At 67.8% G+C, this 23,395-nt stretch carries 26 protein-coding genes; 19 read left to right on the plus strand and 7 right to left on the minus strand.

Annotated elements, in window-relative coordinates; translation table 11 throughout:
* Positions 1–862: 862 nt before the first annotated feature.
* The 5 genes from rpmE (at position 863) to prmC (ending at position 5,741) form a co-directional block, all read left to right on the plus strand.
* Positions 863–1,075: a 50S ribosomal protein L31 gene (rpmE, locus tag AB0M24_RS43890; RefSeq protein ID WP_363780420.1), complete on the plus strand. Its 213-nt coding sequence runs from the start codon at positions 863–865 to the stop codon at positions 1,073–1,075.
* 87 nt (positions 1,076–1,162) lie between these two features.
* Positions 1,163–2,230, plus strand: coding sequence for a peptide chain release factor 1 (gene prfA / locus AB0M24_RS43895; RefSeq protein ID WP_363780422.1), 1,068 nt, complete (start codon positions 1,163–1,165; stop codon positions 2,228–2,230).
* 22 nt (positions 2,231–2,252) lie between these two features.
* Positions 2,253–3,461: an acyl-CoA thioester hydrolase/BAAT C-terminal domain-containing protein gene (locus AB0M24_RS43900; RefSeq protein ID WP_363780424.1), complete on the plus strand. Its 1,209-nt coding sequence runs from the start codon at positions 2,253–2,255 to the stop codon at positions 3,459–3,461.
* 11 nt (positions 3,462–3,472) lie between these two features.
* Positions 3,473–4,858, plus strand: a complete 1,386-nt coding sequence (gene lpdA / locus AB0M24_RS43905) for a dihydrolipoyl dehydrogenase (RefSeq protein ID WP_363780426.1) — start codon at positions 3,473–3,475, stop codon at positions 4,856–4,858.
* Positions 4,859–4,877: 19 nt separating this feature from the next.
* Positions 4,878–5,741: a peptide chain release factor N(5)-glutamine methyltransferase gene (prmC, locus tag AB0M24_RS43910; protein ID WP_363780531.1), complete on the plus strand. Its 864-nt coding sequence runs from the start codon at positions 4,878–4,880 to the stop codon at positions 5,739–5,741.
* Here prmC and AB0M24_RS43915 read toward each other — a convergent pair.
* Positions 5,738–5,998 carry a hypothetical protein gene (locus AB0M24_RS43915; protein WP_363780428.1) on the minus strand — a complete coding sequence of 87 codons (261 nt, stop codon included), beginning with the start codon at positions 5,996–5,998 and terminating at the stop codon, positions 5,738–5,740. The genes prmC and AB0M24_RS43915 overlap by 4 nt on opposite strands.
* Between AB0M24_RS43915 and AB0M24_RS43920 the strand changes: the two genes are divergently transcribed.
* From AB0M24_RS43920 to AB0M24_RS43945, 6 genes are all read left to right on the plus strand, one after another.
* Positions 5,999–6,220, plus strand: coding sequence for a hypothetical protein (locus tag AB0M24_RS43920; RefSeq protein WP_363780430.1), 222 nt, complete (start codon positions 5,999–6,001; stop codon positions 6,218–6,220).
* Positions 6,221–6,400: 180 nt separating this feature from the next.
* Positions 6,401–7,381 (plus strand): TIR domain-containing protein, encoded by a 981-nt coding sequence (locus tag AB0M24_RS43925; RefSeq protein ID WP_363780432.1) that lies wholly within the window; start codon positions 6,401–6,403, stop codon positions 7,379–7,381.
* Positions 7,382–7,428: 47 nt separating this feature from the next.
* The gene (locus AB0M24_RS43930; protein ID WP_363780434.1) at positions 7,429–7,899 is read left to right on the plus strand and encodes a hypothetical protein; all 471 of its coding nucleotides are present in this window, start codon (positions 7,429–7,431) and stop codon (positions 7,897–7,899) included.
* Complete coding sequence (locus tag AB0M24_RS43935; RefSeq protein WP_363780435.1) at positions 7,896–8,879, plus strand: hypothetical protein; 984 nt, start codon at positions 7,896–7,898, stop codon at positions 8,877–8,879. The genes AB0M24_RS43930 and AB0M24_RS43935 overlap by 4 nt, the downstream gene beginning before the upstream one ends.
* Positions 8,880–8,890: 11 nt before the next feature.
* The gene (locus AB0M24_RS43940) at positions 8,891–9,505 is read left to right on the plus strand and encodes a hypothetical protein (RefSeq protein ID WP_363780437.1); all 615 of its coding nucleotides are present in this window, start codon (positions 8,891–8,893) and stop codon (positions 9,503–9,505) included.
* Complete coding sequence (locus tag AB0M24_RS43945; RefSeq protein WP_363780439.1) at positions 9,502–12,507, plus strand: ATP-binding protein; 3,006 nt, start codon at positions 9,502–9,504, stop codon at positions 12,505–12,507. The genes AB0M24_RS43940 and AB0M24_RS43945 overlap by 4 nt, the downstream gene beginning before the upstream one ends.
* Positions 12,508–12,642: 135 nt before the next feature.
* Here AB0M24_RS43945 and AB0M24_RS43950 read toward each other — a convergent pair whose 3' ends face one another.
* The 5 genes from AB0M24_RS43950 to AB0M24_RS43970 all read right to left on the minus strand — a co-directional run bounded on the left by AB0M24_RS43950 (position 12,643) and on the right by AB0M24_RS43970 (position 16,814).
* On the minus strand, positions 12,643–13,389 hold the full coding sequence (locus tag AB0M24_RS43950) for an ESX secretion-associated protein EspG (RefSeq protein WP_363780441.1): 747 nt from the start codon (positions 13,387–13,389) through the stop codon (positions 12,643–12,645).
* A complete protein-coding gene (locus tag AB0M24_RS43955; RefSeq protein WP_363780443.1) occupies positions 13,386–14,606 on the minus strand; it encodes a hypothetical protein in 1,221 nt (406 codons plus the stop codon). Before AB0M24_RS43955 ends, AB0M24_RS43950 begins: the two co-directional genes overlap by 4 nt.
* 22 nt (positions 14,607–14,628) lie before the next feature.
* Positions 14,629–15,162 carry a DUF3558 domain-containing protein gene (locus tag AB0M24_RS43960; protein ID WP_363780445.1) on the minus strand — a complete coding sequence of 178 codons (534 nt, stop codon included), beginning with the start codon at positions 15,160–15,162 and terminating at the stop codon, positions 14,629–14,631.
* Positions 15,159–15,596 (minus strand): hypothetical protein, encoded by a 438-nt coding sequence (locus AB0M24_RS43965; RefSeq protein ID WP_363780447.1) that lies wholly within the window; start codon positions 15,594–15,596, stop codon positions 15,159–15,161. Before AB0M24_RS43965 ends, AB0M24_RS43960 begins: the two co-directional genes overlap by 4 nt.
* A gap of 159 nt (positions 15,597–15,755) precedes the next feature.
* A complete protein-coding gene (locus tag AB0M24_RS43970) occupies positions 15,756–16,814 on the minus strand; it encodes a hypothetical protein (protein ID WP_363780449.1) in 1,059 nt (352 codons plus the stop codon).
* A 110-nt stretch (positions 16,815–16,924) separates the two neighbouring features.
* On the opposite strand from AB0M24_RS43970, the gene AB0M24_RS43975 reads away from it, so the two are divergent.
* Positions 16,925–17,575: an L-threonylcarbamoyladenylate synthase gene (locus tag AB0M24_RS43975; RefSeq protein WP_363780451.1), complete on the plus strand. Its 651-nt coding sequence runs from the start codon at positions 16,925–16,927 to the stop codon at positions 17,573–17,575.
* An 80-nt stretch (positions 17,576–17,655) separates the two neighbouring features.
* Positions 17,656–18,795, plus strand: a complete 1,140-nt coding sequence (locus tag AB0M24_RS43980; protein ID WP_363780453.1) for an MraY family glycosyltransferase — start codon at positions 17,656–17,658, stop codon at positions 18,793–18,795.
* A gap of 54 nt (positions 18,796–18,849) precedes the next feature.
* Here the strand turns inward: AB0M24_RS43980 and AB0M24_RS43985 are convergent, their stop codons facing one another.
* Entirely contained in the window at positions 18,850–19,248 is a 399-nt protein-coding gene (locus AB0M24_RS43985) for a hypothetical protein (RefSeq protein ID WP_363780455.1), read from the minus strand.
* Positions 19,249–19,416: 168 nt separating this feature from the next.
* On the opposite strand from AB0M24_RS43985, the gene AB0M24_RS43990 reads away from it, so the two are divergent.
* The 6 genes from AB0M24_RS43990 to AB0M24_RS44015 all read left to right on the plus strand — a co-directional run bounded on the left by AB0M24_RS43990 (position 19,417) and on the right by AB0M24_RS44015 (position 23,371).
* The gene (locus tag AB0M24_RS43990; RefSeq protein WP_363780457.1) at positions 19,417–20,172 is read left to right on the plus strand and encodes an AfsR/SARP family transcriptional regulator; all 756 of its coding nucleotides are present in this window, start codon (positions 19,417–19,419) and stop codon (positions 20,170–20,172) included.
* A gap of 93 nt (positions 20,173–20,265) precedes the next feature.
* Complete coding sequence (locus AB0M24_RS43995) at positions 20,266–20,712, plus strand: hypothetical protein (protein ID WP_363780459.1); 447 nt, start codon at positions 20,266–20,268, stop codon at positions 20,710–20,712.
* A 149-nt stretch (positions 20,713–20,861) separates the two neighbouring features.
* Positions 20,862–21,638, plus strand: coding sequence for a F0F1 ATP synthase subunit A (gene atpB / locus AB0M24_RS44000; protein WP_363780461.1), 777 nt, complete (start codon positions 20,862–20,864; stop codon positions 21,636–21,638).
* A 61-nt stretch (positions 21,639–21,699) separates the two neighbouring features.
* Positions 21,700–21,957 carry an ATP F0F1 synthase subunit C gene (locus tag AB0M24_RS44005; protein ID WP_363780463.1) on the plus strand — a complete coding sequence of 86 codons (258 nt, stop codon included), beginning with the start codon at positions 21,700–21,702 and terminating at the stop codon, positions 21,955–21,957.
* A 43-nt stretch (positions 21,958–22,000) separates the two neighbouring features.
* Positions 22,001–22,534 carry a F0F1 ATP synthase subunit B gene (locus AB0M24_RS44010; protein WP_363780533.1) on the plus strand — a complete coding sequence of 178 codons (534 nt, stop codon included), beginning with the start codon at positions 22,001–22,003 and terminating at the stop codon, positions 22,532–22,534.
* A 9-nt stretch (positions 22,535–22,543) separates the two neighbouring features.
* Positions 22,544–23,371, plus strand: a complete 828-nt coding sequence (locus tag AB0M24_RS44015) for a F0F1 ATP synthase subunit delta (protein ID WP_363780465.1) — start codon at positions 22,544–22,546, stop codon at positions 23,369–23,371.
* Positions 23,372–23,395: the final 24 nt, after the last annotated feature.

Genomic DNA, 23,395 nt, shown 5'->3' on the forward strand with positions numbered 1-23,395 from the left:
TGGTGGGGTGGGTCCCGTCACGAGTCGCGTCCGAGCGAGCCACACCAGGTCAGGGGTGTCAACTCGACGAAAAGCGTGTCGAGTTGACACCCCTGACCTGGCGCGGCCAACGATCAGCCACGACTCGTGACGGGACCCACCCCACCCAGAGTGTTCGCTAACTGCAGCTCGCCTTCGGCGTCGCCAAAGCAGCTCGGCTTCGCCTTCGCCTTTTCGCTGGTCAGCGGCAGTCTGAGGCTGCTTGGCCCTCGTCGTTCTGCACCAGGCATTGGAAGACCAGGCCCAGTAGCACCGGTAGGCCCACCACTGTGGTTACCAGCGCCGGTACCTCCACGGCGCCTACCAACACTCCGAATGCCAGGACTGCTGCCAGGTAGGGCCAGCGGAGCCACGTTCGTTGCCATGGGCGCTTCCATCGCACGCCGCCTGACACCGCTGCTGCCACCGCCACGCCTGCCCCGGAGACCACGGGTGACAGGGGGACCGTTGTCCAGGATGCCGTGATCAAGCCTGCCGACCCCATCAGGCCGAACACGGCGAAAGAGAAGAGGAACGGCACGGCCAGCCACAGGCGCTGGCTCATGGGCCGCTCGGCGGTGCAGAACACGGCACACAGTCTGATGGACGTTCACCAACAACACGGAGCCGTATGTGGCCGAACGGCTGCACCTTGCGCCGAACGGCGTATTGAGGACGTTAAGTGGTTGTGACTTCGGCCACCTGCGGAGCTGCGTGCGGACGTCGGGAACAACCGCGTTTTTGCTGGTGTTGAAGCGTCTGGCAAACTAAATGGTCGAGTCCGGCTCCGGTTCACCCTGCACAGCTAGGGACCCGGCGGCCAACCACTGAAAGGGACAAGATCTTGAAGGCTGGAATCCACCCCGAGTACACCGCCACCGAGGTGACGTGCAGCTGCGGTAACAGCTTCACGACGCGCAGCACCACCTCCGCGGCTGAGGTTCGTGTCGAGATGTGCTCCAACTGCCACCCGTTCTACACGGGCAAGCAGCGCATTCTGGACACCGGCGGCCGCGTCGCGCGCTTCGAGGCGCGTTACGGCAAGCGCAACAAGTAGCTGCTTCAACGGCGCCTGACCTCGGCAAATGTGCCGAGGCAGGCGCCGTTTGCCGTCTGCACGTCCCCACTGCAAGGAGTTGACGAAGTGTCGCAGTCGCTGGACAGCCTGCTCGCCGAGTACGACGAGCTCGAGAAGAAGCTCGCCGATCCCAGCGTGCACGCTGACCAGGCGGGGGCGCGCAAGTTGGGGAAGAGGTATGCCCAGCTCGGGCCCATCGTGAAGACGGCGAGGGAGATCGAGCAGGCGAAGAACGATCTTGAGGCTGCCAGGGAGCTGGCGGCTGAGGACAAGGCGTTCCAGGAAGAGGTCGAGCAGCTCGAGGAGCAGCTCCCGAAGCTGGAGGAAAAACTCACGGAGCTCCTGCTGCCGCGTGACCCGCACGACGGGGACGACGTGCTGCTGGAGATCAAGTCTGGTGAGGGTGGCGAGGAGTCCGCCCTGTTCGCCGGGGATCTGCTGCGCATGTACACGCGGTATGCGGAGCGGCAGGGGTGGAAGGTCGAGATGTTGGACGGGACGGACTCGGACCTCGGTGGGTTCAAGGACGTGACGGTGTCCATCAAGACCAAGTCCGCGACTCCTGACGGGGTGTGGAGCCGGTTGAAGTGGGAGGGCGGCGTGCACCGGGTGCAGCGCGTGCCCGTCACGGAAAGCCAAGGCCGTATCCACACGTCGGCGGCCGGTGTGCTCGTGTTCCCCGAGGCCGAGGAGACGAGCGGCGAGGTCGAGATCGACGAGAAGGACCTGCGCGTCGACGTCTACCGGTCGAGCGGCAAGGGTGGGCAGTCGGTCAACACCACGGACTCCGCCGTGCGCATCACGCACCTGCCCACCGGGATCGTGGTGTCGTGCCAGAACGAGCGTTCGCAGCTGCAGAACAAGGCTCGCGCCATGATGGTGCTGCAGTCGCGGCTGGCGGCGTTGTACGAGGAGCAGAAGGCTCAGGAGCAGTCGGACGCGAGGCGCACCCAGATCCGGACCGTTGACCGCAGTGAACGGGTGAGGACCTACAACTTCCCCGAATCGCGAATTTCTGATCACCGGGTTGGGTACAAAGCGCATAACCTGGACCAGGTGCTCGACGGTGACCTGGACGCGGTGGTGGACGCGCTGGCCGCCGCCGACCGGGCAGAACGGCTCGCAGGCGGGTAATCCGACGTGAGAGGGGCGCGTTGTGGCCGAGATCCTGGTGAATCCCCAAGTCGCGCCTCTCGACCAACCGGTCGACGTCGTCGTGGTCGGCCTGAAACCCGGCCAGGCCGTCACGGTCCAACTGTCCACAGGCGACCGTGCCTCGCACGCCTCGTTCGAGGCCGATGATCGTGGCGTGGTCGACCTGACCAGGCATGCGCCGGTGGACGGCAGCTATCGCGGTGTCGACCCGATGGGGTTGTTCTGGTCGCTCGAACGCACCGGTGGCAAGCCCAGCCCGATGTGCCTGTCCGTCGAGGGCGTGGGTGATCGCGTTCTGGAGCGCCTCGACGTGCCTGAGGGTGTCGAGCGCGTTGAGGTGCGGGAGAACGGGCTCGTCGGCACCCTGTTCGCTCCTGAGGACGACGGAGGCGAGCTGCCGGGCGTGATCGTGCTCGGAGGGTCCGAGGGCGGCATGCACGAGTCGGACGCGGCGTTGCTGGCGGCGCACGGGTTCGTCACGTTCGCGGTCGGCTACTTCGGGCTCAAGGACCTGCCCAAGCACCTCGTCGACATCCCGCTGGAGTACTTCGGCGCCGCGATCGACTACCTGGCCGAGCGCTGCGGCGAGATCGGGGTGATCGGCGGGTCGCGCGGGGGTGAGCTGGCGTTGCTCGTCGGGGCGACGTTCCCGCAGGTCCGGGCCGTGGTGAGCCTGGTGGGCAGCGGTGTGGTGACGCAGGGCATCGGGCCCGGCGCGAACCTGCTGCAGATCCTCCAGCACGACGTCGCGTCGTGGACGCTCAAGGGCGAGCCGCTGCCGTACCTGCCGTACTACGTGAGCGACGAGCTGCGGTCGAGGATCGTCAACGGCGAACCGGTGCCGCTGCGGCTCGCGTTCGACACGTCCGACGGCATCCCCGAGGACACTGAAATCCGCGTCGAGAACATCGTCGGGGGTGTGTTGCTCATCTCGTCCGGGCACGACGACGGGTGGCCGTCGACGGAGCTGAGCGAGGTCGCGATGCGCCGGCTGAAGGACCACGAGCACCCGTTCCCGTTCGAGCACGTCGTGTATCCCGAGGCAGGACACCTGATCGCGGCTCCGCCGTACCGTCCGCAGACCGACGTGACCTATCCAGGGCCCGGCGTCACCTTCTCGGGTGGTGGTGTGCCGCAGGCGACCGCGCACGCCCAGGCGAACGCTTGGAAACGGACGGTTGAGTTCTTGTCGGAGCAGCTCGGGACCTAGGGTGTGCTCTTATGAGCGCACACTTTGATGTCGTCGTCGTGGGTGCGGGTCCCGGCGGGTACGTGGCCGCGATCCGGGCGGCTCAGCTCGGGCTGAAGACCGCCGTCGTCGAGGAGAAGTACTGGGGCGGCGTCTGCCTGAACGTGGGCTGCATCCCGTCGAAGGCACTTCTGCGCAACGCGGAGCTCGCCCACATCTTCACGCACGAGCAGAAGACGTTCGGCATCAAGGTCGACGGCACCGTCAGCTTCGACTACAGCGCGGCGTGGCAGCGCAGCCGCAAGGTCGCGGACGGGCGCGTCAAGGGCGTGCACTTCCTCATGAAGAAGAACGGCATCACCGAGTACAACGGGTGGGCCAACTTCACCGACGACCACACGCTGACCGTCGGGGACGAGACGATCACCTTCGGCCACGCGATCCTCGCCGTGGGTGCCACGACCCGCCTGCTGCCGAACACGCAGGTGTCGGACCGCGTCGTGACCTACGAAGAGCAGATCATGACCGAGGACCTGCCGGAGTCGATCATCATCGCCGGCGCGGGCGCGATCGGCGTCGAGTTCGCCTACGTGATGCACAACTACGGCGTGAAGGTCACCATTGTCGAGTTCCTCGACCGCATGGTGCCGTTGGAAGACGTCGAGGTGTCCGCCGAGCTGCTCAAGCGCTACAAGAAGATGGGCGTCGACGTCCGCGTCGGCACGCGCGTCGAGTCGATCGACGAGTCCGGCCCCAAGGTCCGCGTCACCGTGTCGAAGAACGGTGCTCAGGAGGTCCTGGAAGCCGACAAGGTCATGCAGGCCATCGGTTTCGTGCCGCGCGTCGAGGGCTACGGCCTGGAGAACACCGGCGTGAAGCTGACCGACCGCGGTGCCATCGACATCGACGGCCGCGGCCGCACGTCCGTCCCGCACATCTTCGCGATCGGCGACGTCACGGCGAAGCTGATGCTCGCGCACACCGCCGAGTCGATGGGCATCATCGCTGCGGAGACGATCGCGGGCGCGGAGACCATGGAGCTCGACTACGTCATGATCCCGCGGGCGACGTTCTGCCAGCCGCAGATCGCGTCGTTCGGCTACACCGAGGCGCAGGCCCGCGAGAAGGGCTACGACGTCCAGGTCGCGAAGTTCCCGTTCACCGCCAACGGCAAGGCGCACGGTCTGGCCGACCCCGGCGGCTTCGTGAAGCTGATCAGCGACAAGACCCACGGCGAGCTGCTCGGCGGCCACATCATCGGCCCCGAGGCCACCGAGCTCCTGCCCGAGCTGACCCTGGCGCAGCAGTGGGACCTCACCGTCCACGAGGTCGCGCGCAACGTCCACGCGCACCCGACGCTGTCCGAGGCGGTCAAGGAAGCGGTGCACGGCCTGGCCGGGCACATGATCAACTTCTGAGATAGCTTTCCTGACGATGATGAACCGGCAGCCGCTCCGCCTCGCGATCTCCGAGGCGGCCAAGATCCTCGAAGAGGCGGGCGTGGACAGCCCCCGCGTCGACGCGGAGTACCTGGCCGCGCACGTGCTCGGGGTCGAACGCGGGCGGCTGCCGCTCATTCCGCTGGTCGATCCACCGGTGGTCGACCAGCTGCACAAGCTCGTGCTCGTCCGCGCCTCGCGGATTCCGTTGCAGCACATCCTCGGCTGGGCTCCGATGGGCGCGATCTCCGTCGAGGTCGGGCCCGGCGTGTTCGTGCCGCGGCCCGAGACCGAGCTGCTGATGGAGTGGGGCCTCAAGGCACTCGTCGGCGTTGCCTCGCCCGTGGTCGTGGATCTGTGCACGGGGTCGGGTGCTTTGGCGCTGTCGATCGCTCACGCCCGTCCGGACGCGGTGGTGCACGCGGTCGAGATCGATCCGCAGGCGCTGGCGTGGACCCGGCGCAACGCTGACGCGCGGGCCGCTTCCGGTGACACGCCGGTTCGACTGCACTCCGGCGACGCCACGGACCCGTCACTGCTGTCCGATTTGGACGGTCAGGTGGATCTCGTGGTGTGCAATCCGCCTTACGTGCCAGAGGGTGTGGAGGTGCAGCCCGAGGTCGGCGTGCACGATCCGCACCACGCGGTGTTCTCGGGAGCCGACGGGCTGGACGTGATCCGGCACGTCGTGTCCGCCGCCGCGCGCTGGCTGAAGCCGGGCGGGTTCGTCGGCATCGAGCACGACGACACGCAGGGGGAGTCCGTGCCGGCGCTGCTGTCCGCGCGCCGGGTTCTCGCGGACGTGGCCGATCACGCCGACCTGGCAGGACGGCCAAGGTTCGCGACCGCTCGTCGCGTCTAGAACAGCGCGTCGAAGGCCTTCGCCAGCTCCTTCATCTCCTGGTCGAGCCCGTGGTCGGCCAGCCTCTCCATCAGCTGTCCGGTGATGTCCTTGCTGGGCTTGGGTTTGCGCGCTTCGATCCGCAGGTCGTCGACCGTCTCGATGGTGGACGTCGGCGCCTTGGCGTCGTTGAGGTCCTCGCGCAGCTCGTCGAGGAGCCGCAGGACCTCGCTGACGTCTCTGATGTGTCCGATGTGGACGAAGTTCCGGTCGCTCATGTGCTTCCCCCGCACTCCTCGCACGGCGCGCTGTCGTTGCTGCTCCCGGACAACCCGCCGGTGAGCCTGCTGAGCATCGAGAACGGCGCGGTCAGGCTCACCGCTCTGCCGGGCGCGCGCTGTCCGCGCGGCGAGACCGGCTCGAGTACGAGCGGCTATCCACTCCCGGCGATCGGCGCCGGGGGACCGTGGAATGGTCCCGGCGTCTTCCATGGGAGATGACATTGTCCTGTCCACTTTCTGTCATTGAATCGGACACTTCGCATCTGCGCTGGTCAGAGGCTTTGTGAACGTTTTGTTTCGCAAGTCTTCACATCTGTTTGCTGGCACAATAGTCGGTCCAGATCGGAATTGACCAGAGGTGGCTGAATTGCGAATTGTCAATGCGCCGAACGAGGGCAGATGACGCTCTTCCCGGACGCGCCGCCGATCCGCTGCTTCCTGAGCTACGCGCGCCAGGACGACGTCGTCATGGGCTTCGTCGAGGACTTCAGGGACTCCCTGCGCCACTACGCCTACGCCGACCGCGGTCGCGATCTGGAGATCTTCGTCGACCGCGAGGCGATCGGCTGGGGTGCGCTGGCCCAGCCGGAGATCAGGGCCGCGGTGCGCGCCACGACCGTCTTCATCCCGGTGCTGACCCGCACCTACTTCGACCGGCCGTACTGCCGCGAGGAGCTCTTCGTCTTCTACAACCAGGCGTTCGTCGACGGTGTGCGCAGCCTGCTCCTGCCGGTCGTCCTGCTCGGGCACAACCACCTCACCGACTACAACCCCGACCTGGCCGTGCAGATCATCGTGGAGCGCCAGTACCGCAGCGTGCGCGAGGCGTGGCTGGACGGTCCGTCCTCACCCGCGTGGCGGCGCACGATGCTCGACCTGGCCGGCGAACTGGTGGATCACGTCGAGGAAGCCGAGCGCCGCCTGGTCACCGACGCCACGCCGCACGTGCCGGATGCCGAGGAAGCCGTCGCCGACATCGAGCGCTTCGGCTTCGACACCAACCACGTCGTGGAAGTGGCTTCCGAGGTGTTGCAGCAGTTCCAGGACGTCGTGGCGATGGCCGCCGACGACGCGACGCGCGCCGAGGCGCTGCTTCCAGGCGCGTTGCAGTTGCGCGACACGGCCCGTGCGTACGAACGCAGGGTCATCGAGGTCGACCGGCTGCTGCGGGCGTACCCGGTTCGGCCCGGTCCCGATGGCGCGGCGCTGCGCGAGTTCGCCGACGCGGTCGAGCAGTTGCTCGCCAGGACCGCGCGAGCCGAGCTGATGAGCGTTCCGCTGCGGCGCCCCATGATCGCTTTCCGGGAAGGGCTCACCACGTTGCGCAGCGCGGTGAACATGGTCACCGCGTGGCAGGAGTTGCCAAATCCTGGCCAATAACGCGACGCCGGGCGGTGTGCGGTCCGTCGGCACCTAGTTTCTGACGCGTGTCCGAGCCGGCGGAGTTGGCGCGCGGATACGTGCGAGCACTGGCCACCGCCGCGGGTCTCCACGTGTCCGTCTGCGACGTGACCGCCGACGGCGTCGACTTCGGGTTCCGCTTCCCGTCCTCCGTCTTTCCCGCCATCGAGGCGCGGGTCGTGTGGACCGCCAAGCCTCTCGGTGGCGAGGCGGAGTGGTGTTACGACGGGCTCGACGAGGTCGGCTTCACCAGGTTGGCGGGGCGGGACTTCACGGTGCCGCGCTTCCTCTTCCTGATGGTGCTGCCGCCCGATGAGGCCTACGTGTCGTTCCAGTCCGACGGAATGGTGTTGCGGCACCTCGGTTACTTCCACCCGATGGGCGACGAGGAGCCCGTGCCGGCACCGGATCGCTCGCACTCCCGCCCCGTGCGGATCTCGCTCGCCCGCGTGCTCACCACGGACTCGTTGCGCGAGTTGCTGCGGACGGTCCGATGACCGCGGCTCACTCCGTGGAGACGATCACCCGCTACCTGCGTGCCACGGGCTGGTATCCGCAGCCGCAGGTGTGGAGCGCGGTGACGGTGTGGGCGCACGACGACGGTGCCGAGGTGCTGGTCCCGGTGCGGGACGGGATGAACGACGCGGAGCTGCGCGTGCGCGAGCTGCTGCAGCGCGTCGCGGCGCGGGAAGGCCGTGCTGTCAGCGAGGTCGAGCTGGATCTTGGTGCACCGGCGGACGTGGTCAGCGTGCACACCCATCCGCCCGACGTGCCTTCCGGCTGGTCTCCGCTGTCGTTCGCGATCGACAGTCTCTCCGGTCTCACCGCTGCCGTGCACGCGGCGATTCGCGCGGTGGACCAAGGTGCGTTCGTCGGCTCGCGGGGCAGGCTGCCGAAGAAGGCGCACGACCTGGTCGACCGGATGCAGGTCGGGCCGACGCGTGCGGGCAGTTGCGTGCTGCCGGTCCGGGTTCCGGCCGAGGACTACGCGCGGCGCGTGCTGGTCCGGTTGAACACGGCGCTGGACGCGGTGAGCGCGGCGGTGGCCGACGACGACCCGGAGGCGTTCCGGCACGCGGTGATCGCCGGTGCCTCGGCGGACCTGTGCGACGCGGTGTCCGGGTTCGCGGGCAAGAAGTCGTTGTGGCCGTTCGGATTCTCGTTCCGCTTGGCCGACGGACGCTCGTCCGACGTGCAGTTCGGTGAGCGGGCCGGCGCGCGAATCCAGGCGGGGGCGCGGTTTCTGCGGAAGTCGAAGGACCTCGGTCCCGTCACGGTGACAGGACCGGTGTGGGTGGTGCGGGACGACCGCATGGTGCAGGTCGACACCGTGTGGATGCGCCTGACGGACCTGACCTGGTACGACGCGGCGGTCACGGCCGGCAGGGAAGGGCACTGGGCGCGCGTCTCCGGGCGGCTCCTCAGCGAAGGACAGCGCGCCGAACTGAAAGTGGACCGCTTCGAGATCGTCGAGTGAGAGGGAAGAGCATGCGGGAGCTCGGGATCAAGCAGCGTTCGGCGTTGCTCACGCTGATGGCCGAGGCGCGGGAGGTCTCCAACAACGAACTCGCGGAGCTCACCGGTTTTCGCGTGACCGGCGACGTGCGGAGGGTGCTGAACGAGCTCGGGCTGGTGAACAGCGTCCGGTCGAGGGTCACGCACCCGTACCGGCACGAGCTGACCGACGCCGGGTGGGCCTGGTGCACCACGGAACTGGCGACCGGCACGCCGCGCAGCAACCAGACGTCGGCCGGCGCGCTGTACGCGGTTCTCGGCAGCCTCGCGCGGTTCATCGAACGCTCCGGCCTGCGGTTGAACGAGGTCTTCGAAGCCGGTGAGCTCGCGATCGACGGCCGGGTGCGCGCGGCCTACGCCAAGCTGGCCCCCGAGTCTGGTGCGTGGGTGGGGCTCGCGGCGTTGCGCGGGGCGTTGAACGGGGAGTCTCGGGACGACGTGGACCAGGCGTTGCACCGGCTCAACAGGGCAGCTGACGTGCACGTCATCCCCGAGTCGAACCAGAAGGTGCTGACGCAGGAGGATCGCGCCGCGGCCATCCGCATCGGCGGGGAGGACCGTCACCTCATCGCCATCGGTGCGCGATGACTCCGGAGGAGCGCAAAGCTCTGGGGGCGTTGCGGTTCAACTGGGCCCTGACACCGGACGACGTCTGGGGAGGGACCCAGTTCCACGTCGAGGGCCTGCACACCGAGGTGGAGGAAGCCGTCCTCGCGGGTCTGGCCGATGCCGAGCGAAGCAACGGACCCAGCCCGATCGGGCTGGTGATCCAGGGGCAGAAGGGCGTCGGCAAGACCCACCTGCTCGGGTGGGTGCGAGGGCAGGTCCAGGAGACCGGCGGCTACTTCTTCCTGGTGAAGCTCATGGAGGGCAACGCTTTCTGGACGAACACGGCCAACGCGTTCGTCGAGGGCCTGGTGCGGCAGGGTGCCGGCGGCCGGACTCAGGTTTCGCAGTTCCTGGACAGGTTGTCCGCGCTGACGGGCACACCAGTGACGAACATGGACGAGTTCGTAGGCTCGGTGCGCCGGTTCAACCGCCTGGTGTGGCAGGAGTGCCAGGACACGTTGCGGGCGCTGGTGCTCTTCGCGTCCCAGGACGACGCTCTGACCAACATCGGCGACGACTACCTGAGCGGCATGCAGGAGACGATCCCCGGCGACCGCGAGAAGTGGCGCATCAGGCCGCACCCCAAGCAACCGCAGGAGATCGTCGGCGAGATCACCAAGCTGCTGGCGCTCACCGGTCCGACGGTGGTGGCAGTCGACCAGATCGACCAGCTGGTCGCGGTGTCGAAGAAGGCCACCGGTGGTGCCTCCGACGAAGACGACAACCAGTTGTTCGGCCTCGTCGGTGAGGGCCTGATGTCCTTGCGGGACAACACGAGCAGGACGCTGTCTCTGGTGGCGTGCCTGCCACACGTCTGGGATTCGTTGCGTAGCAAGGCGGCGGACACGTTCGCCGATCGGTTCCGGACCGAGCAGCAGCTCTCCGACATCCCGAACGGCACACTGGCCCGCGCTCTGGTCGAGAAGCGGCTCGCGGTGACCTACCGGGAGCTGGACTTCGTTCCGCCCAGCCCGACGTGGCCGATCAGCAAGTACGCCTTCGCCGGCATGCAGCAGTACACGCCGCGCAAGTTGTTGCAGCGCATCGACGAGCACGCGCGTTGGTGCCTGCGCAGTGGTGTCGTGCGGGAGCTGGAGCGGTTCGACGCCGAGGTGGAACCCGTTGCCGCGCCACCGCCGCCGGCCGAGGACGACCTGAGTGCGCTGGACGCGGTCTTCGAGAAGTTGCGAGCCGAGGCGGACGTCGGTCCTGCTCTTGACCAGCGGACCGAGGACGAGGTGGTGCCGGGTCTGCTGTCCGCCGCGTTGACCGCGTGGATCGCCGAGCTGGGGGAGAACGACCAGGGCTGGAGCCTGGAGTCGCCGCCGTCGGTGAAGCCCGCGTTGCACGCCAGGCTGATCCGCACACTGGACGAGGACACCGAGAACGAGGCGCACTGGGCGTTCCGCGCCATCGCCCACTCCAACGCTCGTGCCGCGCAGTCGAGGCTGGCGAAAGCACGCAGCGCGGCCGCGCACCACCTGGCGAGCGAGCGGCGCAAGCTGATCCTGCTGCGCAACCAGTCGTGGCCGACGGGCCCGGTCACCCAGGAGGCGATCGCCACGTTCCGCGAGGCAGGCGGCCGGGACGTGCCGGTGTCCGAGTCCGATCTGCGGACGTTCGCCGCGCTGAAGGAAATGCTGACGGCGCAGGACCCGCGGCTGCCGGCCTGGCTGATGGCGCGCAAACCGGCGAGTGACACCGAACTGCTGGCTGCGGTGCTGCCGACGGTGTTCCCCGCGTTGTCCGGCCTGCTGACCGCTCCGGACCCCGTGGCCGAGCCGGCGGGTGTGCCGATCGGCAGCGTTTCGGTGGACCTGGCGACGTTGCGGGAGCACGTCTTCATCTGCGCGGGCACGGGTTCGGGCAAGACGGTTCTGTTGCGCCGCCTGGTGGAGGAATGCGCGTTGCGGGGCGTGTCGGCGATCGTCCTCGACCCGAACAACGACCTCGCCCGCCTGGGCGACGCGTGGCCCGTGCCGCCCGCTCAGTGGGCCGACGGTGACGCCGAACGTGCGCGCGCCTACCTCGCCGGCACGGAAGTCGTTGTGTGGACACCGAACCGGCAGTCCGGTAGGCCGCTGTCATTCCAGCCGTTGCCGGACTTCGCTTCCGTCCTCGACAACCCCGACGAGTTCGAGATGGCCCTGGACGTAGCGGCGTCCGCACTGGCACCCCGCGCCGGCGTCGCGTCGTCGGCGGTCAAGAGCCAACGATCGCAAGCCGTGCTGCGTGATGCACTGAAGTCGTTCGCGGGCATGGGAAAGCGCGAGCTCTCGGCGTTCATCGACCTGCTGAGCGACCTGCCGAACGGCGTCACGGACATGGCCAACGCCCGAGCGATGGCGGGCGAGATGGCGGAGACCCTGAAGGCCGCGATGATCACCGACCGCCTCTTCGCGGGCGCCGGCGAACCCGTGGACCCGGCCCTGCTGCTCACCCCGTCACCCGGCGCTCACGCCCGCGTGTCGGTGATCAGCTTCGCCGGACTCACGACCGAGCAGCAACGGCAGAGCTTCGTGAGCCAGTTGCAGATGGAGCTCTTCGCCTGGGTGAAGCGCAACCCCGTGCAGTCCCTCGGCTGGCTGCTCGTGATGGACGAGGCGCAAACGCTGGCGCCTTCCGGGAAGGCGACCACCTCGACCGAGAGCACCCGGATGCTGGCCGCCCAGGCGCGCAAGTACGGCCTGGGCCTGGTGTTCGCGACGCAGTCACCCAAGGGCCTCGACAATCGCATCACGGGCAACGCGACCACGCAGATCTTCGGCCGCCTGGGCAGCGTCGCCCAGATCCGCGCGGCCGAGGACATAGCCAGAGCTAAGGGCAGCGCCGTGCCGGACATCGCGAGGCTGACCAGAGGCGAGTTCTTCGTGGCCACCGACGCCACGGGTTTCCGCCTCACCACCGTGCCGATGTGCCTGAGCCACCACCCGCCGAGCCCGTTGACGGAGGACGAGGTGATCGACCGGGCGCGTCGCTGAGTGGCCAAATCCTGGCCAATTACGTGACGTTTGGTCACATTGGGGCCAAACGGTCGTATGTTCTCCCGTTGGGGAGGGCACGCGGTCACGCGCTGGAGGATCCGCCGCCTCGCGCGTGACCGCGTGTGCGCCGACTCAACGCTCGCTGGTCATCGCGAGCACTTGTCCCAGGTGCCTCGCCAGGCCCATGTTGTCCGCCGGGCTGATGGTGAACCAGCCGCTGCGGGTCTCGACGTTGGTGTAGCGGCCCTGTTTCGTGTCGATCCACGTGACGGGCGGGAAGTCGCGCTTGGTGCGCCCCTGTCCCATCTGCACGAGGAAGTGGCCGTTGCCGATGGCGGGCCCGGTCAGCATCTGCTTGGCGATGCGGACGTCGTCGTTCTCCATCGTCCTGACCGCCTGCCGGAAGCCTTCCTGCTGCCGGCTTTCGAAGGCCTGCGCGGGCACGGTGACGAGTTTTCCGGGCCCTGGACGGTTTTTCGGCATCGCGTTGGCCAGGCTCGCCGCGATCTCGTTGGGCTGCACCAGGTTCAGCGTGATGCCGGCGTCCTCCTGGGTCACCAGCACCGCGTAACCGCCGCGCGCCACCACACTGGCCCTGATCACCGTTTGCTGGTTGAGGTCCGGCATGCACAACGCGATGACGCGAAGTTCGGGGCGCGCCAACAGGTTCAGCGCGTCCTCGAGGTCGGGCTCCGGCCTGCCGCGGCGCGCGAGCCCCTTGCGTTCGAGATCCTGGTGCACGGCGTGCTTGATCCGCGCACGCTCGTCCAGCGTCTCGCCGTGCTGCGTGACGTCGAACGGGTAGGGCACGCTCCCCGCCTCGAGGCCCTCCCAGAGGACCTCGAACGCGGGCAGGGAGAGCTGGGCGATCTGCCTCATCCGCCGATCACCGGCGGCGCGACCATGCGATCGTCGTCGAAGAACTCGTCAGTGGGGACGAGGTAGTTCGACTTGTGCTCCTTGTCCTCCTCGCCGCCCTTGCCGGCACCAGCGCCACCCATGCCACCGGCACCGGCCGCGCCCGCTTTGCCTGCAGCACCAGCACTTCCGCCTGCCGCGCCCGGCCCACCCGCGCCCATGACACCCGCGCCACCGCCGGGGTTGGACGGCCCGAAGCTGCCCCCGCCCCGCCCGGAACCGCCGACTCCCGCCATGCCGCCAGGACCCATACCGCGACCACCCGCGCCACCGGGTCCGCCGCCGCGGCCGCCACCGGGACCGCCTTGGCCAGGCCTGCCGGGCTGACCACCGCCGGGCGGACGCATGCCGGGCGGGGTGAAGGGCGGGGTGAAGGGAGGCCGGTTCCCACCGGGCGGGTTGCCGCCAGGAGGGTTGCCCCCAGGTGGGTTGCCGCCCGGCGGATTCGTCGGCGGCGCGACCCAGGACGGGTTCGTGGTGCCGTTGTTCGTGCCGTTCGGCGTGGGCACGTTCGGCATGCCCGTGTTGCTGAACCGCTGGTTGGCGTTGACGTTGCTGAGGCTGTGCGAGTTGTTGCTGCTGCTGGTCTGCGTGACACCCTGGTCCTGCGTGACCTGAGGCGTGGACTCCATGGTGGGCATGGACATCGCGGCCGACATCATCGTGTTGTCGCGCGTCTGCATGACCTGAACAGCCTCGGCCTTGGCCTCCTGCTGCTCGTTGTGCTTCATGTACATCTCGACCGGCGACGCGACGATCGCCGGCGGGAAGAGGATGGAGGGGCCTGCCCACTTCTTCGCGATGTCGAGGGGGTTGAACTCGACCGGGTCAGGCATGCTCTTGTTGGCCTGCACCGCCGCCTCACGCTGCTGCTCGATGGCACCCGCGGTTCTGGTGAAGCCCTCGCCCGTCTGGTCCGCGAACGTCCCGATCTTGCTCAGCGCGTTCCGAACACCGTCCGCGGCCCGTCCGGTCCACGCGCTCTGCGAGCCGTTGACCAGGATGTTGAAGTCGGTCGCCAGCTCCTTGAACGTGGTGCCGAACGACTTCCAGACATCGGCGGCGGCGGTCGCGGTCTCAGGAGCGTAGTTCTGGGTGACCAGGCCCTTCATGTGCTCGTGCTGCTGACCTGGGTAGTTCGAGTTCGGGTGCGGAACTGTGGGTTTGACGGGCGCCATGAGTTTCCCCCCTCGGGCGTTGTTACGGCAGCTTCGGTGCGATGAGGTCGGCAGCCTTCGACGCGCGTTCGCACGCGGTCGCGGTGTCTCCGGATCCGGCAGTGGCGGTCGCGACGACCAGAACGGACGAAGTCTCACTGACCGAGATCACGACGTCGCAGGTGTCCTTCGAGCCGTCTGGAGCCTCGATCTTGATGCCTGCGAACTTGCCGACCTTGACGTCGGAGCGCTTACCCGTGCTGAGGTTCAGGTCCTTAACGCCGTCGGTGGCGTTGACCGCGACCTGGAGTCCACCGTTGCCGCTCACGGTCCAGTCGCACGTGGCCGCATCGATGATCGTTCCCTCCTCTCCGGGGAGCTTGAAGCTGAAGCTGGTTGCCTCGGCATCGGTGAGCAGGTCGCAAGGCTTGACCGACTTCAGGCCGGACGACGTGTTGCTGTCGCTCGTCGGCGTGCCGCCGCCCGTGGGGGAGGGCGTAGGGCTGCCCGTTGTGCCGGTGCAGGCGGCCGTGAATGCTGAGAGGCCGATCAGGGTGGCGATGAGGATGCGCTTCATGACTTCCCGTTGATTTTGTTGAGCGAGTCGGCACCGGCCTGATCGACGTTGCGGTAGGAGGCGCGGCTCTTCTCAATCTGCGTCTTCAATGAGTCGATGGCTCGGGCAACGTCCGCGATCTGTGTGATCGCCGCAGTCCCGAACTGCAGGTTGGCATTGGCGATGTTCTCGGCGTATCCACCGCCGAGCTTCATCTTGTTACTGAGCACCTCCCGCTTTCGCTGGATTTTGCCCAGTTCGTCCTGCATCTCGGTGAGCTTTTTGATCATGGTGTCGACCAGGTGCGGGTCGACGGACAGTTGTTGGGTCTCGACGGCGACGGCGACTGCTTTGCTCGCCTCCACGACCGCGCTGAGACCGCCCCCGAAGATGTCGGTCCACGAGCCACCCGAAAGGGCTCCGACCTTGCCGCTTGTCACCACTTCTTCTGACACAGAAGCTCGACCCTCCCCGATTGCGCTCTGTGGTCGGCACCTGACCTTACAGTGGTGCGCCCGTTTGGGGGATGCGTTCAACTACTTAACCCTGTTTGGGCTGAAACTCACCCTCGTCAGGGTGGCTCTGAACGCGCTCAGTGAGGATGAAAGGCCAGGTCAGCGGAACACTCCGGTTGTGCGGATCACTTCTGCCGCGCGGGCGTCGGATGCGGTGACGCTGACGGTGTCGGCGAGAAACGTCTCTGAACCAGGGCGGTGGTTGGCGGCGGCTGCTTCGGCGCGGTCCCACACCACGAGGTCCACCTGCAGGGTTCGGCGTTCGCCGGGGCTGTCCACGATGTTGCTGCGCGCACAGGAGAGTTGGACGCGCCGGGAGTTGCCGCGGCCTGCCTCGGACTCCGGCACCAAGGCGTGCAACGGATAGCTTCCGTCCACAATGGACGGCGAGGTGCTCAAAGCCGGAAATGCCAAAGCGTAGGCCTCGGCGCTGGCAACGGAGCACGGGTCCTTCACGTGACGCGCTGGGGCGTCGTAGGCGTGGCGCGTCGGCGCGGTCGGGCCCGAGGAGATTTGGGACAGCACAAAGGGTTCGAGGTTGGCCATCAACGTGTCGATCTCGAAGGCGCCGGTGGAGTCCGCGGTCTGCAGGGAGATGGAGACGACCAGCGAAGCGTTCCAGATGACCAGGTGCTCGGAATCGGACTCGTGCCAGGACGCGACGGACATGGAGGAAGCGGAGCGGGCCGGAGAGCCCAGGACGCGAGCCTCGTCCACCAGACGCCCGAGAGCGGAGGCAGAGTTGAACGGGGTTTGGTGCACGGAGACGTCGACGACCTCGCGGCCCCAGAGCGTGTAGGAGCAGGTGCTGACAGGACCCGACACTGCTGGCCCCGCCGGGACGTCGCCTGCCAGGTGCGAGTGGCGGACGGCGTGGTCGCGCGACAGGCGGGCGCCGAAGGACGAGAGGCCGGAGGAGGTGACGAGAGAGCAGGCGTCGTGGACGGGGACGCCGCCGTACTGGAGTGCTGGACCGGTGCCCGGCATCTGGAACATCACGGGGGTCGAGGGATCGCCCTTGACGTCGAGCGGCAGGTCGTCGTTCATGCGCATCAAGATGAACGGCCCGGCGAACACGAAGAGAACGGCCAGCAACCCAAAAGCCAGAAAGAGCGCGATCGCGACGACTGCGGGCGCGACAAGATCGTGTTGTTTCATCAGAATCCCCCCAGATCGAACGCCAACGTAGGGGGTCGATGCTGAGGGAACGCTGAGTGACCAGGGCCCTTGCGCGCACCCGATCGGGGACGCTGGCTAGGCTCACCGAGGTGAGCACGGTCTACGACTGCAGCGAACCGAGCAACCGCGCGGCGGGTCTCGCCGCCGCGGCCGGTGCGGTGCGAAGCGGACGCCTCGTCGTCCTTCCCACCGACACCGTTTACGGAATCGGCTGCGACGCCTTCGACGCCGAAGCGGTCCGGAGCCTTCTCGACGCCAAGGGACGCGGGCCCGACATGCCCGTCCCGGTGCTGGTCGGGTCCTGGACGACGATCGACGGGCTGGTCCTCAGCGTGCCCCGGCAGGCGCGGGCGCTCATCGAGGCCTTCTGGCCCGGTGGCCTCAGTATCGTGTTGCCGCACGCGCCGAGCCTGGCGTGGGACCTGGGGCAGACGCGCGGCACGGTGATGCTGCGCATGCCGCTGCACCCCGTCGCGCTCGAGCTCCTCAGGGACGTCGGGCCGATGGCCGTGTCCAGCGCGAACAGGACCGGGCACGCGCCGGCCGCGAGTGCGCAGGAAGCGCGCGACCAGCTCGGCGACGCGGTGCCGGTGTACCTCGACGGCGGGCTGAGCGGCGAGAACATCGCCTCCACCATCGTCGACCTCACCGGGCCGGACGCGCTGATCCTGCGCGAGGGTGCGGTCAGCAAGGAAGAGGTCAACGAGGTGCTCGGCATCGAGGTCGACGTGGCGCGCTGACCAACGGCTGCCACAATTGATCATGTCGCCGCGGGTACCGTGGCGAGCACCCCGAACACCCCCGATTGATTGGTAGGCCCGTGGGGCCCGCATCCTCGTTCGTCCTTCCCGTGCGCGAGTACCTGCTCGTCGCGTTGATCGCTGCCGTCGTGACGTTCCTGCTCGTCGGGCTGGTGCGCGCGATGGCGTTCCGGCTCGGGGCGGTCGCCTACCCGCGGCAACGCGACGTGCACGTGCAGCCGATGCCGCGCATGGGTGGTGTCGCCATCTACGGCGGCGTGCTGTGCGGCATGTTCGTGGCGCACCAACTGCCGGTGCTGCGGGCGGCGTTCGACTTCTCCAACGACCCGTGGGGTGTCATCGTCGCGGGCGGCGTCATCGTGCTCGTGGGTGCGATCGACGACAGGTTCGAGCTCGACTCGCTCACCAAGCTCGCGGGCCAGGTCACGGCGGCGGGCATCCTGGTGCTCTTCGGTCTGCAGTGGATGATCGCGTGGGTGCCGTGGGACGGCGGCGCGACCATCAGCCTCGACCAGAACCAGGGCGCGCTGCTGACCGTGCTGCTCGCGGTCACGATGATCAACGCGATGAACTTCGTCGACGGCCTGGACGGTCTCGCCGCCGGCATCGGGCTCATCGCCGCCGCGGCCACGTGCGCGTTCTCGATCGGCCTGCTCGTCGAACGGCAGGGCGCGGTCGAGGCCTACCCGCCCGCGCTGATCGCCGCCGCGCTCGCCGGCGCCTGCCTGGGCTTCCTGCCGCACAACTTCAACCCCGCGCGCATCTTCATGGGCGACTCGGGCTCGATGCTCATCGGCCTCATGCTCGCCGCCGCCACGACCAGCGCGTCCGGCAAGATCAACCAGGCCACCGGCAGCGCCGCCGACCTGCTCGGTCTGCTCTCGCCGCTGATCGTCGTCGCGGCCGTGCTGTTCGTGCCGCTGCTGGACCTGCTGATGGCGATCATCCGGCGCACCCGGCGGGGGGAAAGTCCCTTCTCGCCGGACAAGATGCACCTGCACCACCGGTTGCTCGAGATCGGCCACTCGCAACGGCGTGCGGTGCTGCTCATCTACTTGTGGGCCGGTGTGCTCGCGTTCGGCGCGGTGGCGCTCACGTTGTTCGACCCGATCATCGTGGCCACGTGCTTCGTCATCGGGCTGATCGTGACGTTCGTGGTGTCGGTGATCCCGCGTCTCAGAGACGCCCGCAAGTCGTGACGAAAAACGGCCAGGCAGAACACTCTGCCTGGCCGTTTTCGCGTCAGCGAGGAATCAGATCGGGTTCGAGACGCACGGGCGTCCGAGCAGCACGTGCGAGCCGTCGTCGCGCTTGGACCACGCCTCCACGCAGTGCTGCTGGCCGTCGCCGTAGTTGCGGTTGACCTCGACCCGGAAACCGGCACCGCCACGTCGCCACGTGCCGGTCGGCGAGTCCTGGCTGTAGTCGGGGCCGAAGACCCGGTAGTGCCCGTAGAACGACAGGTACTTGCCGAACCCGCTGACGTACGCGCGGGTGGCGGCCACGTGGCCACCGCTGCCGTAGGCGTCGATGCAGATGCCCTCGTTGCAGCCGTTCTCGTCCGCGTTCGCCGCCGGGGCACCCAGCAGCAACGTCGCCACCGCCGTGGTCACCGCCGCGGCACCGATCACGGTCTTCCTGGTCTTGCGCATCGTTCCCCCAGAGGATCGAGTTGGTTCGAGCGGATTCGAAGCTAGCCACGCGCTGCGCCAAACCGCCTACACGTGCTGTAGGCGATTGGAAGCAACGGGATCGGCTGCGTGAGACGCGCGGTAGCGGTATGGTCACCCTCGGTTGAAACCTGGGGGGATGACAACCGCATGGAGTCATGCACGTTCGGCCTGCTCGGCGAACTCTCGATCAACGGTGGCGGCACCGCGGTGCCGATCAAGGCCGGCAAGCTGCGCGGCCTGCTCGCCGGACTGCTGCTGCGGCCGGGAAGACCCGTCTCGGAGACCGATCTCATCGACCTGGTCTGGGACGCGCCACCGGCACGGGCGCACTCGACGCTCCAGGTCTACGTCGTGCGGCTGCGGCAGGCGCTGGGCAAGCTCGGCCCGTCCGTCGTGCGCAGCAGCACGGGCTACTGGATCGACGTCGACGCCGGCCAGGTCGACCTGCACCGGTTCCGCGAACTGGCCCGCAGGCGCGATCCCGACCCGCGCGCCGAGCTCGGCGACCTCCGTCAGGCGCTGGCGCTGTGGCGAGGCCCGGCTCTCGTCGACGTCACCTCCGGCTCGATGCGGATGGAGGGCGACCGGCTCGACGAGGAACGGCTGGCCGTGCTGGAGCGCAGGATCGAGATCGAGGTCCGGCTGGGCGGGCACCGCGAGCTCGTGCCGGAGCTGCAAGGACTGGTGGACAGGCATTTCACCCGCGAGAAGTTCGCGGAGCTGCTGATGATCGCGCTGCACCGCGCGGGACGGTCCGCCGACGCGCTGACGGTCTACCGCGACGTGTACCGGAGGTTCATGGACGAGCTCGGCGTCGCGCCCGGCACCCGCCTGTCCGACCTGCACGGCCGCATCCTCAGCGGGGACGTGGAGATGCCCGAGTGCCGATGCGCTCGCGTGTAGGCGAAATGGCGGACGTCTTGTTTGGCCCCGGTTAACCGTCGTTTTCCGGGGCTGGGTGTCGCTGCGGGAAAGCGAGTTCCTACACTTCAAGACATGAGCGACGCGGACAAGGCCGTCACGCACGAGCTGACCGTCCAGCGGCTCGCCGGGGAAATGTTCCGCGCGGCCGCATGGGCCGCACTCGGCACGTTTGTCGTCGGCGTCGTCGTGTCAACTGTGATCTGGGGGACCGCTGGTCTCTTCGGATCATTGATCGGTGGTGCGATCGCCATCGCTTCGAGCCTCGCGACGTTGTTGTTGATGCGCAAGACCGCGGCACTCGATCCGATGTTCGTGATGGTCGCCGCACTCGGCGGATTCATGGGCAAGCTGATCGTCCTGCTGATCGCGGTGATCTTGTTGCGCGGTGAGTCGTGGCTCGAGCCCAAGGCGCTGGGAATCACCCTGGTGGCGACCGTGATCGTCACGTCGATCCTGGAGGCCAGAGCCTCCAAACGCAGTCGCAGCCAGATGGTGGTGCCCGCTTCGGAAGGCGCCTGACACCTGCGATAGGGTCCGCGCTGACCAGGGACACCCGATCGCAGGGGTGCCTCTGGTAGTCGCTTGCGAACCGTAAGGTACGTTAAGTCCAGATCGTGACGATTCCCCCGGCGGAGTGAACGCCGGCCGGGAGAACCGGAAGGAACACAGTGACCAAGTTGCTGGCTTCGGGGGGCGAGTTCGTCGCTCCCGGTGTGAAGGACTTCTTCCTCCCGCCGATCTTCGGCTCGGTCACGAAGCCGATGGTCCTGCTGGTGCTGTCGATCTTGATCATCGGAGTCTTCTTCATCGCGGCGACGCGCAACCTGAAGCTGATCCCCGGCAAGTTCCAGTTCGCCGCCGAGTCGGTTTACGACTTCGGGCGCAACAACATCGCCAGGGAGCAGATCGGCGCGAAGGACTTCAAGCCCTTCATCCCGCTGATCCTCACGATCTTCTGCTTCGTCCTCGTGAACAACCTGTTCGGGCTCATCCCGATCGTGCAGTTCCCGACGATGTCGCACATCGGCTTCCCGCTCGCCGTTTCGTTGCTCGTCGTTTACCCGGTGTACCACTTCGTCGGGTTCAAGCGGCACGGCTTCGTGGGCTACTTGAAGCACCAGACGGTTCCGCCGGGCGCGCCGTGGTTCGTGCTCCCGTTGCTGATCCCGATCGAGTTCTTCCAGAAGTTCATTCTGAACCCGCTCACGCTGGCGATCCGAGTTTTCGCCGCGATGTTCGCGGGACACCTCCTGCTGCTGGTGTTCACCCTGGCCGGTGAGTTCCTGCTGCTGAACGGTGGACTGACCGTCATCGTGGCGCCGGTGTCCTTCGCCTTCGCCATCGCGCTGACCTTCCTGGAGGCATTGATCATGTGCCTGCAGGCCTACATCTTCGCGCTGCTGTCTGCCAGCTACATCGGCATGGCGCTGGCAGAAGAGCACTGAGAAACACAAAGCCTCCGATCCGCGAACACTCGCGGACCGAGTTGGAAAGGGAACAGCAACAGTGAGCGCTCTCGTTCTTGCGCAGGATGCCGCCGTCAACATCAACCCGGGTCTCGCGGCCATCGGTTACGGCCTCGCGGCGATCGGCCCCGGCATCGGCGTGGGTCTGATCTTCTCCTCGGTCATCAGCGGCACCGCCCGTCAGCCCGAGGCCCGCGGCGTGCTGCTCGGCCTCGCGTGGACCACCTTCGCCATCGTCGAGGTTCTCGCGCTGATCGGCTTCGTCGTCTACTTCATCGCGACCGCTCCGACCGGCTGAGCAACCCCTCATCGCGTTAGGAGACGTCGTGATCAACACCTTCATCCTGGCCGCGGAGGAACCGCCCAACCCGGTTATCCCGCACCCCGCGGAGATCATCCTCGGCCTGGTCGCGTTCTTGCTCCTGTTCTTCGTCATCAAGAAGTTCGTGTCGCCGAGGTTCGAGGCGCTGTACGCGGAGCGGACGGCCAAGATCGAGGGTGGCATCGAGAAGGCGGAGCAGGCTCAGGCCGAAGCTCAGCGCACTCTTGAGCAGTACAAGGAGCAGCTGGCCGAGGCTCGCGCCGAGGCCGCGCGCATCCGCGACGACGCGCGGGCCGAGGGCCTGCAGATCATCGAGGAGCTGCGCGAGCAGGCGCAGGCCGAGTCCGCGCGCATCGTCGCGCAGGGCCAGCACCAGCTGGACGCTCAGCGCGCCCAGATCGTCGCCGAGCTGCGTGCCGACCTCGGCCGCACCGCCGTCGAGCTGGCGAGCAAGGTCGTGGGCGAGTCCCTCGAGGACGAGGCCCGCCGCCGCGGCACCGTCGACCGCTTCCTCAACGAGCTGGACGCCGTCGCGGCGCCGGCGAGCAAGTAGAGGCAGCCGATGACGTTGCATGCCGCAAGTCGTGAAGCTCTGGCAGCCGCGGAACTGCGGCTGCTGGAGCTGGCCGACGCCACCACGTCGACGGCTGACCTCGCCAAGCTGGGCGAGGAGCTGTTCGCCGTGCTCGGCCTGCTGATCGAGCAGCCCGCGCTGCGTCGTGCCACCGCCGACGCCTCCTCGGAGGCCGCCGGTCGTGAGCAGCTGATCCGCGGACTGTTCGCGGGCAAGGTGAGCGACGCGACGCTGCAGGTGCTGGTCACCGTCGTGACCGCGCGCTGGTCCAGCCCGCGTGAGCTCGTCGACGGCGTGGAGTCGCTCGCCCGCACGGTTCTGCTGGTGCGTGCCGAGCGCGACGGTCAGCTCGACTCGGTGGAGGACGAGCTGTTCCGGCTCGGCCGCATCGTGGCGGGGTCGAACGAGCTCGAGCTCCTGCTGGCGGATCCCGCCGGCGCCGTCGACGGCAAGGTCGCGCTGGTCGACACCCTCATCGAGGGAAAGGTCAGCCCGGTCACCAAGACCCTGGTGGACCAGCTGGTCCGGCACCCGCGCGGTCTGCGCGTCGCGAACGGCCTCGGCGAGCTCGCCGACCTGGCGGCCAAGCGCCGTCAGCGTTCCGTGGCGCACGTCCGGTCCGCGGTGGCGCTGACCGCGGAGCAGGTCGACCGCTTGACCGCGACGCTGACCACGATCTACTCGCGCCCGATCGCGCTGCACGTCGAGGTCGACCCGGCCCTGGCCGGCGGTCTCACGATCAAGATCGGCGACGAGATCATCGACGGAAGCATCGCCGGCCGGTTGGCGGCACTGCGCCGCAATCTCGCCAGCTAGCCCCCGAGCCCTTTCCCAAGAACG

This window comes from Lentzea sp. NPDC051838 (assembly GCF_040681245.1).
Classification (GTDB): Bacteria; Actinomycetota; Actinomycetes; order Mycobacteriales; family Pseudonocardiaceae; genus Lentzea.